This window comes from Candidatus Roseilinea sp. NK_OTU-006 (assembly GCF_012931985.1).
GTDB lineage: Bacteria > Chloroflexota > Anaerolineae > J036 > Brachytrichaceae > JAAFGM01.
Genome location: NZ_JAAFGM010000009.1, coordinates 79,126 through 93,654, shown reverse-complemented (window position 1 = coordinate 93,654; position 14,529 = coordinate 79,126). Strand labels below are relative to the sequence as shown.

The 14,529-nt window shown below is 63.7% G+C and carries 14 protein-coding genes; 5 read left to right on the top strand and 9 right to left on the bottom strand.

What is annotated here, in order from left to right:
* Nucleotides 1–30: 30 nt before the first annotated feature.
* Together GXH28_RS07345 and GXH28_RS07340 are read right to left on the bottom strand one after the other, a co-directional pair.
* A complete protein-coding gene (locus GXH28_RS07345; RefSeq protein WP_206156756.1) occupies nt 31–1,752 on the bottom strand; it encodes a R3H domain-containing nucleic acid-binding protein in 1,722 nt (573 codons plus the stop codon).
* Entirely contained in the window at nt 1,730–2,815 is a 1,086-nt protein-coding gene (locus tag GXH28_RS07340) for a hypothetical protein (RefSeq protein ID WP_169238365.1), read from the bottom strand. The genes GXH28_RS07345 and GXH28_RS07340 overlap by 23 nt, the downstream gene beginning before the upstream one ends.
* Before the next feature lie 140 nt (nt 2,816–2,955).
* On the opposite strand from GXH28_RS07340, the gene GXH28_RS07335 reads away from it, so the two are divergent.
* A complete protein-coding gene (locus GXH28_RS07335) occupies nt 2,956–4,086 on the top strand; it encodes an SIS domain-containing protein (protein ID WP_169238364.1) in 1,131 nt (376 codons plus the stop codon).
* A gap of 3 nt (nt 4,087–4,089) precedes the next feature.
* Here the strand turns inward: GXH28_RS07335 and GXH28_RS07330 are convergent, their stop codons facing one another.
* Both GXH28_RS07330 and GXH28_RS07325 read right to left on the bottom strand, forming a co-directional pair.
* A complete protein-coding gene (locus GXH28_RS07330) occupies nt 4,090–4,725 on the bottom strand; it encodes a hypothetical protein (protein WP_169238363.1) in 636 nt (211 codons plus the stop codon).
* 11 nt (nt 4,726–4,736) lie between these two features.
* On the bottom strand, nt 4,737–4,946 hold the full coding sequence (locus GXH28_RS07325; protein WP_169238362.1) for a YtxH domain-containing protein: 210 nt from the start codon (nt 4,944–4,946) through the stop codon (nt 4,737–4,739).
* A 120-nt stretch (nt 4,947–5,066) separates the two neighbouring features.
* Between GXH28_RS07325 and GXH28_RS07320 the strand changes: the two genes are divergently transcribed.
* The 3 genes from GXH28_RS07320 to GXH28_RS07310 all read left to right on the top strand — a co-directional run bounded on the left by GXH28_RS07320 (nt 5,067) and on the right by GXH28_RS07310 (nt 7,919).
* The gene (locus tag GXH28_RS07320) at nt 5,067–6,182 is read left to right on the top strand and encodes a M24 family metallopeptidase (RefSeq protein ID WP_169238361.1); all 1,116 of its coding nucleotides are present in this window, start codon (nt 5,067–5,069) and stop codon (nt 6,180–6,182) included.
* A complete protein-coding gene (locus GXH28_RS07315; protein ID WP_169238360.1) occupies nt 6,182–7,105 on the top strand; it encodes a hypothetical protein in 924 nt (307 codons plus the stop codon). Before GXH28_RS07320 ends, GXH28_RS07315 begins: the two co-directional genes overlap by 1 nt.
* A 79-nt stretch (nt 7,106–7,184) precedes the next feature.
* A complete protein-coding gene (locus tag GXH28_RS07310; protein ID WP_169238359.1) occupies nt 7,185–7,919 on the top strand; it encodes an SIMPL domain-containing protein in 735 nt (244 codons plus the stop codon).
* 39 nt (nt 7,920–7,958) lie between these two features.
* On the opposite strand, the gene GXH28_RS07305 is transcribed toward GXH28_RS07310, so the two are convergent.
* Nucleotides 7,959–9,050 (bottom strand): glycoside hydrolase family 172 protein, encoded by a 1,092-nt coding sequence (locus GXH28_RS07305; RefSeq protein WP_169238358.1) that lies wholly within the window; start codon nt 9,048–9,050, stop codon nt 7,959–7,961.
* 244 nt (nt 9,051–9,294) lie between these two features.
* Between GXH28_RS07305 and GXH28_RS07300 the strand changes: the two genes are divergently transcribed.
* Nucleotides 9,295–9,729: an aminotransferase class III-fold pyridoxal phosphate-dependent enzyme gene (locus GXH28_RS07300; RefSeq protein ID WP_206156754.1), complete on the top strand. Its 435-nt coding sequence runs from the start codon at nt 9,295–9,297 to the stop codon at nt 9,727–9,729.
* Nucleotides 9,730–9,968: 239 nt separating this feature from the next.
* On the opposite strand, the gene abc-f is transcribed toward GXH28_RS07300, so the two are convergent.
* From abc-f to GXH28_RS07280, 4 genes are all read right to left on the bottom strand, one after another.
* On the bottom strand, nt 9,969–11,894 hold the full coding sequence (gene abc-f / locus GXH28_RS07295) for a ribosomal protection-like ABC-F family protein (protein ID WP_169238356.1): 1,926 nt from the start codon (nt 11,892–11,894) through the stop codon (nt 9,969–9,971).
* A 79-nt stretch (nt 11,895–11,973) separates the two neighbouring features.
* Entirely contained in the window at nt 11,974–12,558 is a 585-nt protein-coding gene (locus GXH28_RS07290; protein WP_169238355.1) for a Uma2 family endonuclease, read from the bottom strand.
* Nucleotides 12,559–12,585: 27 nt separating this feature from the next.
* Nucleotides 12,586–13,077: a PH domain-containing protein gene (locus GXH28_RS16815; protein WP_169238354.1), complete on the bottom strand. Its 492-nt coding sequence runs from the start codon at nt 13,075–13,077 to the stop codon at nt 12,586–12,588.
* A 31-nt stretch (nt 13,078–13,108) separates the two neighbouring features.
* Entirely contained in the window at nt 13,109–14,485 is a 1,377-nt protein-coding gene (locus GXH28_RS07280) for a M20/M25/M40 family metallo-hydrolase (protein WP_169238353.1), read from the bottom strand.
* Nucleotides 14,486–14,529 lie beyond the last annotated feature (44 nt).

Here is a 14,529-nt window from a genome sequence, read left to right as displayed (position 1 = left end):
GAAGATTGCGCGGCGCGTGACGCAGATTGCTTATTCCCTAAAGATGCGCACGCGGCGCATGGGTTCTTTGCCATAAGAGTGCGAGACGAGGTTAGAAGCGCGCGCGAGCTGATGCTGCTGCCGGCGTACGAACGCATTTTGCGGAGAGAGGTCCACAACGCGCTCTCCGGCCAACACGCGCCGGATCGCCTCTTCAGCCTCCTCGATCGCGCTTTCATACGGGATGCGCTCGCCGTCGGTCAGGCCGAACAGGTCGGCCAGACAGCTTTCCATCTGCGACACCGAGTTCGAACGCAACACGTAGATGGGCACATTATCCTGCTCGGCCTCGACGATCGTGCGCGGACGCTGGCGATAATACGACTTGGCGGTGATGAGCACATCGGCATCGTCTAGGCTGTCCACGAACACCGCCGGGACGCCTAGCTGTCGGGCCGCCTGCTTCAGGCGATGCTTCGACACGCCAAAAGCGTATAGGCGCATCGCCTTGGCTTCGCTGGGCTGGGTTTCGAGCTTTTCTGTCGGCGCGGTTTGGTCCTCGCGCTCCTCCGGCTCGCCGGGCCGAACAATGACCGACTCGCCGGTTCTGTCGGTGCGCAGCACAGGCAGATCCTCACCGGCGTCGTACGCGCCATAGCCGTTGCGGCGGGGGCGCCGATCGCGGCGGTCGGACATCTCCGTTTCGCGCACGCGCCCGTCCTCCTGCGACAAGCGGACGCGCTCGCTGCGCATACGGCCTTCCTCGTCCCAGTACCGCAGTTCGGCCACCGGCATGCGGTTACGCAATAACGCATCGACCGCCTCGCTCACGTCGTGGTGCACCAACAGACGATGTCGGTCACGAATCTCGATCAACACGTCGAACGTGGGCGGCGCGCGGCGCTCCAGGACGGTCTTCTGCGTGCCGCGCCGGCGCGCCTCCTCATCTGAAAGTGTGACGCTCTCGATGCCGCCGATCAGATCGTTCAACGTGGGATTGACCATCAGGTTCTCAATGGTCTGACCGTGAGCCGTGCCGATCAGTTGCACGCCGCGCTCGGCGATCGTGCGCGCCGCTTCGGCCTCTTGTTGGCGGCCGATCTCATCTATCACGATGACCTGCGGGTTGTGGTTTTCGACGGCCTCAATCATCACCTCGTGTTGCATGCTGGGCGTGGAGACTTGCATGCGGCGCGCGCGGCCGACCGCCGGATGGGGGATGTCGCCATCGCCGCCGATCTCGTTCGACGTGTCTACGATCACCACGCGCTTGGTTTCGGCCAACACCCGCGCCGCTTCGCGCAGCATCGTCGTCTTGCCGACGCCGGGCTTGCCCAACAGCAAAATGCTCTTGCCGCTTTCGATGATGTCCTCGATGATCTTGAGCGTGCCATACACGGCGCGACCCACCCGGCACGTCAGGCCCACCACCGCGCCACGCCGATTGCGGATGCCCGAGATGCGATGGAGGGTGCGGGCAATGCCGGCGCGGTTGTCGTCATCGAATTCGCCAATGCGCTCGAGCACGTAGTTCAGGTCTTCCTGGGTGACCTCTGTCTCGCGCAGCACCCGCGTCTCCTCCCGCGCGGTGGAGCTGCCGGCGTCGCCGTTCGCTTCGGCACTCACGTAGCGCGACTCGGGCAACCGCCCCAAATCCATCACCACTTCGATGAGGTCGTTGAAGCGTCCGATTCGTCGGATCGCCTCCGCGATAGTGGGAGGCAGCACATTCAAGAGTGTGTCTAGGTCGTCAGTGATTCGCAGTTCTTGCATAGTCATGCGCGCTCGGGAGCGTGTCTTCGCCATGCGCGCCTTCGCCATCGCAGGACGAAGCGCGAGATTCAAGATGGATGGAGGCCGAGTGCGTGTTCTTGATCGCAGCGCTTTCGGCTGCCACCGGCGACCACACCGGCTGATGGACGCGCGCCGCCGTGTGACGCACCATCAACATCGTCGAGGTCATGTGCACGAAGCCAAGCTCGTCCAGGATCGGGAGCATCCAGCTCTGGTAATGCCGCACGGTGAGATAAACCGGACGCCAAGCGCGCCTCATCAGATGCGCCAGCGCCAAGCGGAGGGTGGGCAATGCGTCCTGCTCGGCGTCGGGCCGGAAGAGCGCTTGCATGCCATAGCCACGCTTGCCCTGACGCACCGAAACGTGCGCGACCAGCTCGTTGCCGCGCATTAACACAAAGCCGCGATCCATGCGATGCATCGAGCGCAGCAGATCGAACGACACTTCGGCCTGGTACGTCATCTTGGGCGCAGCGCGCAAGTGCAACGCTTTGATCAGCGGCTCGTCGTCTTTGGTCTGCTCGCGCAGCCCGTAGACTTCTGGCAACGACGCGAGGTCCGGCTGGTTGGCTAGCTTGAGGACATCCTGTTGGATGAGCGGGACGAAGCCGGCGGCTTGCAACGCTTCAGCCTCGCTGCCCATTTCAGGGGCTTCGGCAACGATATGATGCGCCCCGCGCTGAGCCGCTTCGACGGCAAATTCCTGCGCGAGATACATCCACGCCTCCATCAATTCATCCGATTGTGCGTGAGGTGCCATCAGCACAAGCGCAGCGCGCCGACCGCTCGCCGCGCTATCTTCGGCGCTGTTGCCGTTCGCACCCGGCAACACATACATTACGCCAAAGGCTTCAATATCATGGTCGGCGTCGCGTTCGACCAGCACCACGGCGTGATCGCGCCCGCCCCCCAAATACGAGCGAATCGCATCGCGCAGCGGATTTACCCCTTCAACCGCTACCAGTTCGCAGGCCAGCGGCCGAGCCAGCGCGGTCAGCCGCTGAACGACGCTTACATCACGGATGTCGAACGGACGAATCATCCTCGGATTACAACTCGCCAACGCCGAGCGCGGATGTGCGGCCGGTCGCCGGCCGCGCGCCCCGCCCGACGGAGTGAGATTCTACCCCAGCGCCTGCCATCAGGCGCGAGATTCGGGCCACCCTTTACAATCGCGCCGGTATGAACTATTTCCGAGAACAAATCCTGACCTTGCCTCAACTCATCACAGAGATATCGGAAGCCTTCCTCAACGAAGCTGCGCGCGCCCTCGACGACAATTTCTGTCACGCCTTGGAGCGGCTTTACGTCATCGGCTGTGGCGATAGCCACTTTGCTGCGCTGGCCACCGAGTTCGCATTCGAGTCCATCGCCGGCGTGGCCACCGAAGCACAGAATGCCATGACATTCTCACGCTACGGCGTGATCCAATTCGATGCGCCAGGGTTCGCGCCGCGCGCAAGCGCCAGCGCGGTGATCGGCGTCTCAGTCTCCGGCGGCGTCTCGCGCACCATCGAGGGCGTACTGCGCGCTCAAGCGCGCGGCCTGCGCACTTTTGCCGTGACCAACAGCGAACAGACGCCCATCGCCCAGGCCGCCGGCGCCGTGCTGACCACTCGCGCGCCCGACGTGCCCAACGCGGCCGGCGTACAAGTTCCCGGTGCGCGCTCGTACTTCGCATCAATGATTATGCTGTACTCCTGCGCGCTGCGCATAGCGGAAGCCCGCGAGCGTGACGTGCGCGTCTGGCGCGCCCACCTATCGGACATGGGCCGCCGGGCGCAACACACGATCGAGATGAGCGACGTGCCGGCGCGCGCGTTGGCCGCGCGCACCCTCGACGCAGGAGAGTTCGTGTTCTGCGGCAGCGGGCCGAACTTCGGCACGGCGCAGTTCTGCGCGGCGAAGGTGCTGGAAGCGAGCGGCGACTCGGCCATTGGCCAGGACGTGGAGGAGTGGGCGCATTTGCAGTATTTCGCCAAGGCGGTGGACACGCCGACGTTTCTCATCTCGGCAAACGAGCGCGACGCCAGCCGCGCCGCCGAGGTGAAGACGGCGATGCAGACCATCGGACGGCAGGTGATCGAGGTCTCTCCACAAGGCGCAGCGATTTCAGCCGACGGCTTTCATCTGCCCTATGCGCCATGCCCGGAAGTCTTCTCGCCACTGCTGGCATGTATCCCGGCAATGCTGTTTGCGGCCTACCGCGCAGAGTTGCTGGGCGAGCCATATTTCCGTGCTTTCGGCGGCGGACGCAGCATCGAAGGCGGCGGGGGCATCAGCCGGATTCGGACGAGCGCGCTGGTTGTTTGACGGTCACAGCCTGGGGATCACGCCGACAGCGGCGCACAGCTCACGATAGCCCTCCAGCCCAAGCGCCAGCGCGACTTCCTCGGCATAAATTTGAAAGACGTACTCCGGCTCACATGCGCACTCTTCGTAGCACCCCCCGCCGCGGTTGAAGAGATCGTTCTCATCGTCCAGCGTCAGGCGCCTCACCGGCAAGGGGCGGCCATCTGCATCCGCATACTCGTCCACCAGCGGAAAGAGGCAGCAGTAGTAGGGCTTCAGCTCCCACGAGGGGCGACCCTGGGCGACGCAGGCAGCTTGAATCGCGCAGTAGCGATCTTCGGGACGCAAAAACACGCACGTGGTGCCGCTGGGGTGAGTTGGATCTTCTACTGTAGTTGTGCCGGTGTACTGCCCCGATGGAAAGGCGGGATCATCGTCGTGCAGTTCGGCAAACCAGGCGCTTGGATCGCGTCGCGCCACCGGCATGAACGGTTGGATCCGCTCGGCCTGGGCGATGATGCGCTGGGCATGCGCGTAGTCCACCCACACCCCATCGGCGCAACAGCCGGCTTTACACCGGGCGACCTGGCAACGCCGGATCGCTTTCTTTTGCAGCAACTTGTCGTCTATCGCGTAGCCGTTGATGACGATGTCGGTCATGATCCGCTCGCTCACAGGCCGCGCAGCCGGTTGAGTCGCTCCTCCAGCTCGCGCTGACTTTGCTCAGCAGCGCGACGCCCTTCTTCCAGAATTTCATCCACCTCACGCTTGATGTCGTCGCGCAAGTCCTCACCGGATTGGGGCGCAAGTAACAAAGCCATGATCCCACCGCCAATCGCGCCGATGATCAAGCCGTTCAAAAAGCTGCCCCATTTACCCATAATGCGAGTTCCTCCTTGTTGGATTAACACTATACGCCAGGCCAAGTTATGCGGCGCCTGCGTTTTCGGGCTAATCGAACGGCGTGTGGATTTTGTGGGGTCGCTAAAATAGCCCACACCATGACCACCCAACGACTGAGTAGACTGAAGCAGGCGCAGCAGTTGGCTGATGTAGATTATGTCGCACTCGTGCCTGGCCCTAACTTGGTTTACTTCACCGGCCTGAACATGCACTTGAGCGAGCGGCCGATCGTAGCGTTGTTCCCCGCCGACGACACGCCGCCCGTTCTCATCGCGCCGTTCTTCGAGGTTGGCAAGGCGACCGGTGGGCCTGTCGCGCTGGATTGGCAGATATACAGCTACAAGGACGGCACACCCTACCAAGATGCCTTCCGCCAAGCAGCGCAAGCGCGCGACCTGCGCGGCAAGACCATCGCCATCGAGCCGTTGCAGATGCGCATGTTGGAGTGGACGCTCCTCAGCGAGGCTGCGCCCGGCATCCGGCCGGCGTCGGCCGCCGACCTGATTGCACCGCTGCGCATGGTGAAGGACGCCGATGAAGTCAACGCGATGCGTCGCGCGGTTGAGCTTGCCGAGGCGGCTTTGACGCAAGCGTTAGAGGAGATTCGCGAAGGCATGACCGAGCGCCAGGTGGCCAATCTGATGCTGCGCCACTTGCTGGCCGCCGGCGCGCAAGAGATGCTGTTCGAGCCGCTCGTGCAATCTGGGCCGAACGGGGCCAACCCACACGGCGTGTCCGGCGACCGGCCCTTGCGCCGGGGCGATATGGTGGTCATTGATTTTGGGCTGAAGGTAGACCACTACGGCAGCGACATCACGCGCACGCTTGCCATCGGCGAACCGGACGCGCAGATGCGCGATGCCTACGAGGTGGTGAAAGCCGCCAACGCGGCCGGGCGCGCCGCAGCCCGGCCAGGGGCGACAGGCGAGAGGGTGGACCGCGCCGCGCGCAGCGTGATCGAAGTAGCCGGCTACGGCGCATATTTCACCCATCGCACCGGCCACGGCTTGGGCCTGGAAGGGCACGAGCCGCCCTACATCGTCACGGGCGACACGACCGCACTGCAACCGGGCATGACCTTCACGGTCGAGCCGGGCATCTACATCCCCGGCAAAGGGGGGATACGCATCGAAGACGACGTGCTCATCACCGAAGATGGCAGCCAGAGCCTGACCTCGTTCACCCGCGACCTGATTCGTATCCCCCGTCCGTGATGGCCGGCACACCCAACCCGCGCTGCGTTTCTGATCTGCTGATTCTATGGGGCTGGGAATATGACGCCGATTTCGTCGCCATGCTGGCCCGCGCGTGCGCAATGCGCAATGTCAGCACGTGCGTCTGCGGCATAGACGAGCTGGCGCAACTGCCTGCATGGTTGGATTCGGGTGAGATCCGCGCGCGCGTCGGCCTGGACCGCGTGTGGGACTGGGGCGGGGAATATGAGCGACACATTGAGGCGATGCAACGCAACGTCCCATGGATGGTCAACGACTATGCCCGTGTGCGGCGCGCCTGGAACAAGCTGACGATGCACATGACGCTGATTGCGCATGGCATCTATGCGCCGCACCTGATCCTCCTGCCGTCATACGAAGAACAGCCCAACCTGCCGCGCGTGAACCTCTCGCCGCTCGGCGGCCGGTTTTCGGTGAAGAGCGTGCACAGCGGCGGCAGCGGCGTGTTAGCGCCGGTGACGCGCTGGGAGGATGTGCTCGCGCAGCGCCTTGAGTGGCCTGGCGAACAGACGATCTTGCAAGCCTGGGTCGAACCGAAGTTGCTCGGAAAGCGCCGGGCTTGGTTTCGCGTGTTCTACGCCTGCGGCAGCACCTTCCTGTGCTGGGCCGATGACCGCACCCATGTTCAGGAGCCGGTCTCGCCGGAGGACGAAAGTCGCTATCAACTGAGCATCCTGCGCGGCCTCGCCCAGCAAATCGCCGGATTGTGTGAGCTAAACCTGTTCTCAACTGAAATTGCGCTCGATCAACACAACCTGTGGCAGGTGTGCGACTATGTCAATGAACCCTGCGATTTTCGACTGAAGTCCACCGCCGTCAACGGCGTGCCCGATGAAGTCGTGGCGACAATCTGCGACCGCATCGCCGGCTGGGTCAAACGTCGGGCGCAAGCAGCCCATTGAACGACGCGACGGGAACCAACGGCTTGCCTGCAACGTCTCAACCGGCAATGACGATATACACAGCACAGGAGGAATCACGATGATAAGACAGTTGTTGACCCCTTTGGCTGCCGGCATGTTGAGCCTGGCCGTCCTGGCCGGATGGCCCGCCTACACAAACGCAACGCTTCAGCAAAACACTCAACCTTTTCGACGCACCGTGACCGTGGTGGGCGTCGGTCGGGCAACGGCCACGCCGAACATCGCCTATGTGACGCTGGGCGTAGACATCATCAACCCTCGGCTGAGCGCCGCGCTAACCGAAGCCAACCGCAAGGCAGCGGCGATCATGGCTGCGCTGGAGAAAGCGGGCGTGGCCAAGAAGGATATCCAAACGGCCGAGTTCAGCGTCTTCCCGCAGCAATCGTATGATCCCAACGGCCCCGGAGCGATCACCGGCTATCGCGTGATCAACGCGATGCGGCTGACGGTGCGCAACCTGGACAACGCGGGCGCATTGCTCGATGTTGCTACCAACGCCGGCGCAAACACGATTCATGGGCTGGTCTTCACGATCGAGGATCCCAGAGGCATAGAAGAAAAGGCGCGCAAAGAGGCGATGGCCGACGCCAAGGCGAAAGCCGCCGTCCTGGCCGGAGAGGCCGGTGCAAAGGTGAGGCAGGTGCTGACCATCTCGGAGGCCATATTGAGCGGCGGCCCGGTGCCGGTATTCGCCGCCGCTCAATCCGCCGAGGGGTTGGGCAAGGGCGCACCCATTTCACCCGGCGCGCAGGATGTCGTCATCCAAGTCCAGGTGACCTACGAGATCGAGTGAGCGCCTCAGGGGCGAGGCAGCTTCAAAGCGACCTCGCCCCTAAATCACCTCTAACCCGTCGCGAGCCGGCAACGCCGGGAAGGGCGCATGGGGTTCGGTCTGATACCAAAACGCCGTTGACGCGATGTCGTCTTGCAGCGGCAGATACCGTCCGTCACTGCGCCAGCCCAGCGCTTGGATCGTCACGCGCAGGTCGCGCTCGAAGCGAATTGGATCGGCGATGTGCCAGCGATACATGCCGAAACGCTGCTGGCTCTGATACAGCCCATCGGGTTTGATGACTTGCGGCAGGCCGCTGTAGGGCGTGCAGAACACGCCATACTCCCCTTTGGGGTGCTCGAAGTTCCACGCCCCGCCGAAGTAATCCTCCGTGCCGGTGCCACAGATGGTGGGCCATTCGTCGCCGTCCAGATAAAACTTGATCTCGCCCTCGCCCCACCAGCCGTTGTTGTTCACGCCCCAGGCCAGATAGGTGCCGACGTAGTGCCCTTTGCCTTGCACATTGTCCAGCAGCGTATGCACTGACTTATAGGGCAGCGGATTGCTGCGCCGCCATTGAGCGTGGAAGTAGGCTGCGTCTTCGGGAACGTGAGTCAGCGCGTAGGTGATCTGGTAGTAACAGACCAACGGGTCGTCGGCCAGGTTCTCCAAAGTGATGCGCGCGGACTTGCGGAAGGGCATCTCCCAGTAGGCATTGAAGCCACCGGCGGGGTTGACGCACACGGCCAACGAGGCGACGTTGCAACGCACACCCCAGCCACAGCAAAAGAAATCACCCACCGGCGTCTCGACCGAAGGCGTTGCCTCGCCGTCCCAATACATGCGCAGCACGGCGCGACGCCACTTATCAGGGAACATCGTCATCCAGATGTGCTGGATTGCGCCGCTGCCTTCGATCTGGGCCAGCGTGAACGTCGTGCGCGGCGCGATCGAGACCGAGGGTGAGACCTTCCAGCCCTGGCCAAGCTCGCGCGCAGCGTTCGCGCCTGTGCCTGCGATCGCCATACCGCCCTTGCCCTTCTCACCGGTGAAGTTCTCGGCGCTGATGGAGCGTGTCTGAGCGTTTGAGAGTCGCGACAGATTGCCCAGGTGCATGCCCAGGCCGTTGAAAGGATGCGCTTGTTGGCTCATCGTGCGACGGATTGTGCGATCACAGCGCCACTTGTGCAACTACTGCGAACAACGCCGGCGACCCTCGCTGAGCCGCCGGCCTTGTCACTCGCCACTGATCGCCCCGCGTCAAGGACACACCGTCTCAGGTTCGTACCGGCGCGCGGCTTTGGCGCGCCGACAACTGCGCGCCCGTCAAGACGCCCAAGTCGTGCGATAGCCCGTGCGCTTCGGCAACCGCCGGAGCGGTGAAGCAACGCTCGAGGTGGCGACGTCCTTCCGCAGGGCGCCGGGTGGCGCACAACAATATCTGGGCGCGACGCCAGACCTGGCCGTGCTGGGCAAAGCGTTCGGCCGGGGCAAGCCGATCAGTGCGCTGGTGGGGCGGCGGGAAGTGATGATGCACTTGAAGCCGGCCGGGCGCGCCGAGATGAGCGGCACCTACCTGGCGCATCTGACCGCCGTGCTGGCGGCCGGCGCTGCGCTGGACGAGTACGGCCGGCCGGGGTTCTATGAGCGCCTCGATGCGCTGGGCAGGTACTCCTACGGCGCCTTTCAGGAACTGATCGCGCGCAGCGGCGTGAAGGTGCGCTTGCAATACATCGGGCCGCGTTTCGGGCTGTATTTCGGCCTCGGCCCTGATCGGCCGGTGGTGAACTATCCGGTAGGCCGCCGCAACAGGACCACGAAGCGTTTTTAACCTTCGTGCGCGGAATGTATTCGGCGCGGCGCGCGTGTGCACGTCTCGGCGCACCACGGCTTCTCGGCAGCCCACACTGAAGCCGTGGTGTGCTGGAAGCCATCGCGGGCGCACTGGAGAATGTAAAGCACAATCGCAGGTGAAGCAGCGGCGTGCTTCCGTCTCCCTGGACGCGTCGCCGTCCGCACAGTAGTTTGTTCCGCTGGCGCAGCGCTCGGGCTTAGCCGAAGGCCGCATACTCAGGCCAGCGCCTCGAATTCCGCCCAGGCTTCCGCCAGCTCGCGTTCGGCTTGGCGGTAGGCCTCGCCCAGCGCTTGGGCGCGCGCGAAGTCGCTGCCGGCTTGCTGCATCGCGCCGGCGAGCGCGTCGAGGCGCGCTTCGAGCGCCTGGATGCGCTGCTCGATAGACGCGAGCTTCGCCTGGCGTTGCTGTTGAGCATTCTTCGACATCGCCGGAGGTGTCGCTGCGCGCGGGGCATGTCCCACACCATTCGTCTTCTCTTTAGGCGGCGGAGTCGAAGCTTGCGCGTCGCGCGCCTCGCGCCATTCATCATAAGGCCCGTTGAAAACGCTCATGCGCACCTTGCCATCGGCGCTTCGCTCGAGAATCCACAACTGCGTCGCCAAGGCGGTGATGAGGTAACGGTCATGCGAGACGAAGAGCAACGTGCCGTCGAAGTGTTGCAGGGCCTCGGTGAGCGCCTCTTGCGATGGAATGTCGAGGTGATTGGTCGGCTCATCGAGCAGCAGGAGGTTCGCGCCCTGCAAGGCGAGCTTGGCCAGCGCCACGCGCCCGCGTTCGCCGCCGCTAAGCGCGGCAATCGGCTTGTAGTGATCATCGCCGCTGAACAGAAACCGCCCGAGGATGTCGCGCGCCTCGCTCAGTTTCAAGTCGGGGCGCGCCGACATCAGCTCCTGCAGCACGGTGTGGTCAGGATTCAGCCCCTCGCCGGACTGCGCGAAATAGCCGATGCGCACACCGGCGCCGAGCTGCACAGCGCCGGCTAACGGCGTCAGCTCGCCGGTGATCGTCTTGAGAAAAGAGGTCTTGCCGGCGCCATTTGGGCCGATCAAGGCAGCTCGCTCGCCGCGCATCAACAGCAAGTCGGGCGCAGTGAACAGCGCGCAAGATGAGGTGCGATAGCCCACGGTCAATGCGCGCGTCTCCAGCACGCGGTCGCCGCTGCGTCCGCTGCTCTGCAAGCGCAACGCAAGCGCGCGCTGGTGTGCGGGTTTCTCCAGCCGTTCGAGGCGATTCAGCCGGCGCAGGCGGCCCTTGGCTTGCGCCGTGTTTTGGCCGGCGATGGTGCGCCGGATGTATTCCTCTTGCCGCTCGATGAACGCGCGCTGGGCTTCATATTCGGCGAGGGCGCGTTCGCGCCGTTCGGCGCGCTGCTGCACATATTCGGTGTAGCCGCCGCGATAGAACTCCAGATAAGCCTGCCCGTCGGCGCGCTTGCCCATCTCCCACACCCGGTCGCATACTTCGTCGAGAAAGTAGCGGTCGTGGGAGACGACGATCAACGTGCCTGCCCATTCTTGCAAATAGCCCTCGAGCCACTCCACGCCCTGCTGATCGAGGTGGTTGGTCGGCTCATCGAGCAGCAGCACGTCGGGCGCCTGTAGGAGCAGGCGCGCCAGATGAGCGCGCACACGCTGCCCGCCGCTCAACGCTGCGATTGGCTGGTGCCAGTCCGCTTCGACAAAGCCAAGGCCCAGCAGCACGCGTTTGATCTTCGACTCGACTGCATAGCCCCCCTTCAGCTCGAACGCTTGCTGCAACAAGCCGTAGGTCTCCAGCAATCGCTCCGACTGCGCGCCCGTCCCATCCGCTTGGGCCAGCGCGCGCTCGATCTGAGCTAGGCGCGTGTGCAGGGCGCTCAACTCGGCAAAGGCGGATTGCGCTAATTGCCACACGGTGCGCGGGTCGGACTCCTCGGCCGACTGCGCGAGGTAGCCGCGTGTGACGCCGCGCGCGACATGCACCTGACCGCCGGCATCGGATTCATCCTCGCCGGCAATGATGCGCAGCAGCGTGGTTTTGCCGCAACCGTTCGGGCCGACCAGCGCAATCTTGTCGCCGCGCGCGACGCTAAAGCTCAAGCCGCTGAACACGTCGAACGCGCCGAACGACTTGCTCACGTTCATGCCGCTGAGGATGGACATCGCTGCGGATTGTAGCGAAAGCGAGCAGGCGCTGAGAGCGTGCCAATAGCAAAGAGATGAAAAGTGAGTGGGAAGCGGCCTAACTCTGTAGGATGTCGGACAGGGCGCAGGCGAATCCCGGCAGCACTGCCTCGCCGCTCAGCACGCCGCCGGCCCGCACGACGCTCACCGAACCGTCGGCGCGGTAGATCGTGGCGCGGCGCGACTTCGGGCTGATCACCCAAACCAATTGCGCGCCATGCTTGAGATACAGTTCGACCTTGTCCTCGATGGTCGTCATGCTGTCGCTGGGCGAGATGATCTCGACGGCAAGGTCAGGGGCAAACCGGCCGAAGGTCTCTGGCGATCGCCCATCCGGCAAACGCTCCATGCGAACGAAGGACACATCAGGGGACAAGCGAATGTTCTCTGTGAGCTGATAGCCGACGCTCGACGTGAACAACCTGCCGAGCCGATTCGAACGCAGATAGATGCCAAGCAACACGATCAACTCGGCAGCGACTTCTTCGTTTTTCATGCCAGCCGGTGACACGATCAGTTCTCCTTCGACAAGTTCGTACTTCCGCCCGTCGCGCGGCACGTGATACATGTCGTCCACCGGCCGAACAGCCGGGAGCGCTGACTCCGAGGGTGCAGTCGTTGCCAAGACCTGCGCTTCAGCCATGCCAAGATTGTGATCCAGCGCCCTGCCTCAAATCTGCACCTGAAGCAAAGCCAGCAAAGCGTCCGGCTCGTCCACGCTCACCACGATCCGCTCGCCGTGGAAGTCCATCAGCACCAGCCGGTCGAGCCGCGTAGCAAACATCTTGAACTCGCCGAGCGTGGGGGACTGAAATGTGCCATACCAGCCGAACACGCCGCCAACCGACACCAGCCGGATCGAGGACTGCAATTCATGAATCGCGATGCGTCGGACGTTGGTGAGTGCAGCCAAGTGACGCGGCACGCTGCCCCAGCGGCGGCAAATGTAAACCACGTCCTCGCCAACTTCGACGCCGTTCGGCGACAAGGCAAACAGGAACGCGAAGAAGGCCGACAGCCCAACGCTGACCGTCGCGAAAAAGAGCGACCGGCCGGCTTGCGCAGCCACGCCGGTCAGCGCGATCACGACGGCTACGATCACCACGACGGCGATGCTGATCCCTCGGGTGCGCGCATCGAAAGAGGAGTGAAATCGCTTCACAGACGCGACCGATGATAACGGCGTCGTCGCGTCATTCCTGCGCGAACTCGTCAATCAGCGCGCCGATATAGCGCATGCCGTCATAGTAGTGCTGTAGGATGGCGTTCTCGTTGGGCGAGTGTACGCGGCTATCGGGGTGGCTGATGCCGGCGCATACCGTCGGCACGCCGCCGATGAACGATGAAAGGGAATACATCGGGCCGCTGCCCGGGCTGAGTAACACCTTGACCGGCGTCTGGTTATAGATGCGTTCGCAAGCGCGGGTCGCCGCGTGCACGATCGGCGCGTTCACGTCCGACAGTTCTGCACGATAGCCGCCCAGGAACTTGATCTCGATGTCGCTGAAGCCATGTTTGTCCAGGTGCCTGCGCAGGAGATCAAGCACGATCTCCGGCGTGAGGTTGGGCACCAGCCGAAAGTCCACCTTTGCGCTGGCGACGGCCGGCAGCACGGTCTTAATGCCCTGCCCTTGCCAGCCGCTGGTCAAGCCGCAGATTGTGGCGGTGGGCTGGAAGAACAGGCGTTTGACCGCGTCGAAGCCGGTGACGCCGGTGATGAATTCGGCGATGCCCCACTTGGCTTTGATCTCGTCCTCGTCGAAGGGCATTTGGCGCAGGAGGGCTTCCTCCGCCGGCGTGAGCGCGCGCACATGGTCGTAGTAGCCCTCGATCAGGATGCGTTCGCTTGCGTCCTTGATCGTGTTCAAGGCCCACACCAACCGCCAGGCGGCGTTCGGAGCGATCGCCGCATTCGACGAGTGCAAGTCATGGCTCACGCCCTGGACGTGCAACTCGACGTAGCAGATGCCCTTCACTCCCATCGTGAGCGTAAAGCGCCCCCGCTCGTCAAAGCCGCCGAACTCCCACAGGCAGCCGTCCATCGGCCGGCCATCCGGCTTGTGGAGCCAGCTCCGGTATCGCTCCACCCAGGCGTGTAGGTGCGGGCTGCCGACTTCCTCTTCGCCCTCGATCAGCCACTTGATCTTGAAGGGCAACCTGCCCTGCGTCGCCAACCAGGCTTCTAGGGCGTGAATGCGGGTCACCAGTTCGCCCTTGTCATCCGATGCGCCGCGGGCGAAGATCTTGCCGTCTCGGATGGTCGGCTCAAAGGGCGGCGACTCCCACAGCTCCAACGGCTCGGCAGGCTGCACGTCGTAGTGGTTGTAGATCAGCAACTCCTTGTCGCCTTCGCCGAGTTCGGCCCACACGACCGGCGGCGCGTCGCCTTCCGTCGGCACGACCTTGACTTCGGCGCCAAGCGCAGCCAAACGTCGCGCGACCAGGGCAGCCATTTCCGGGATGCCCTGGCCGGTGGCAGCGACGCTGGGTTGGCGCAGGAAGTCCTTGTAATCCTCGAGCAGGCGTTCGCGGTGCTCGCGGAGGTAAGCGTCGAACGATGCGGCGTTCATGTCGGCAATGGTAAATGCGGCGCCAGGCCCAGCGTCTGTGTGCA

What these genes read in the sequence shown, in the direction of transcription:
- GXH28_RS07340 (WP_169238365.1), bottom strand. Translation starts at nt 2,815, where the DNA reads ATGATTCGTCCGTTCGACATCCGTGATGTAAGCGTCGTTCAGCGGCTG.
- GXH28_RS07310 (WP_169238359.1), top strand. Translation starts at nt 7,185, where the DNA reads ATGATAAGACAGTTGTTGACCCCTTTGGCTGCCGGCATGTTGAGCCTG.
- GXH28_RS07330 (WP_169238363.1), bottom strand. Translation starts at nt 4,725, where the DNA reads ATGACCGACATCGTCATCAACGGCTACGCGATAGACGACAAGTTGCTG.
- GXH28_RS07315 (WP_169238360.1), top strand. Translation starts at nt 6,182, where the DNA reads ATGGCCGGCACACCCAACCCGCGCTGCGTTTCTGATCTGCTGATTCTA.
- GXH28_RS07325 (WP_169238362.1), bottom strand. Translation starts at nt 4,946, where the DNA reads ATGGGTAAATGGGGCAGCTTTTTGAACGGCTTGATCATCGGCGCGATT.
- GXH28_RS07280 (WP_169238353.1), bottom strand. Translation starts at nt 14,485, where the DNA reads ATGAACGCCGCATCGTTCGACGCTTACCTCCGCGAGCACCGCGAACGC.
- GXH28_RS07290 (WP_169238355.1), bottom strand. Translation starts at nt 12,558, where the DNA reads ATGGCTGAAGCGCAGGTCTTGGCAACGACTGCACCCTCGGAGTCAGCG.
- abc-f (WP_169238356.1), bottom strand. Translation starts at nt 11,894, where the DNA reads ATGTCCATCCTCAGCGGCATGAACGTGAGCAAGTCGTTCGGCGCGTTC.
- GXH28_RS07320 (WP_169238361.1), top strand. Translation starts at nt 5,067, where the DNA reads ATGACCACCCAACGACTGAGTAGACTGAAGCAGGCGCAGCAGTTGGCT.
- GXH28_RS07335 (WP_169238364.1), top strand. Translation starts at nt 2,956, where the DNA reads ATGAACTATTTCCGAGAACAAATCCTGACCTTGCCTCAACTCATCACA.
- GXH28_RS07345 (WP_206156756.1), bottom strand. Translation starts at nt 1,752, where the DNA reads ATGCAAGAACTGCGAATCACTGACGACCTAGACACACTCTTGAATGTG.
- GXH28_RS07305 (WP_169238358.1), bottom strand. Translation starts at nt 9,050, where the DNA reads ATGAGCCAACAAGCGCATCCTTTCAACGGCCTGGGCATGCACCTGGGC.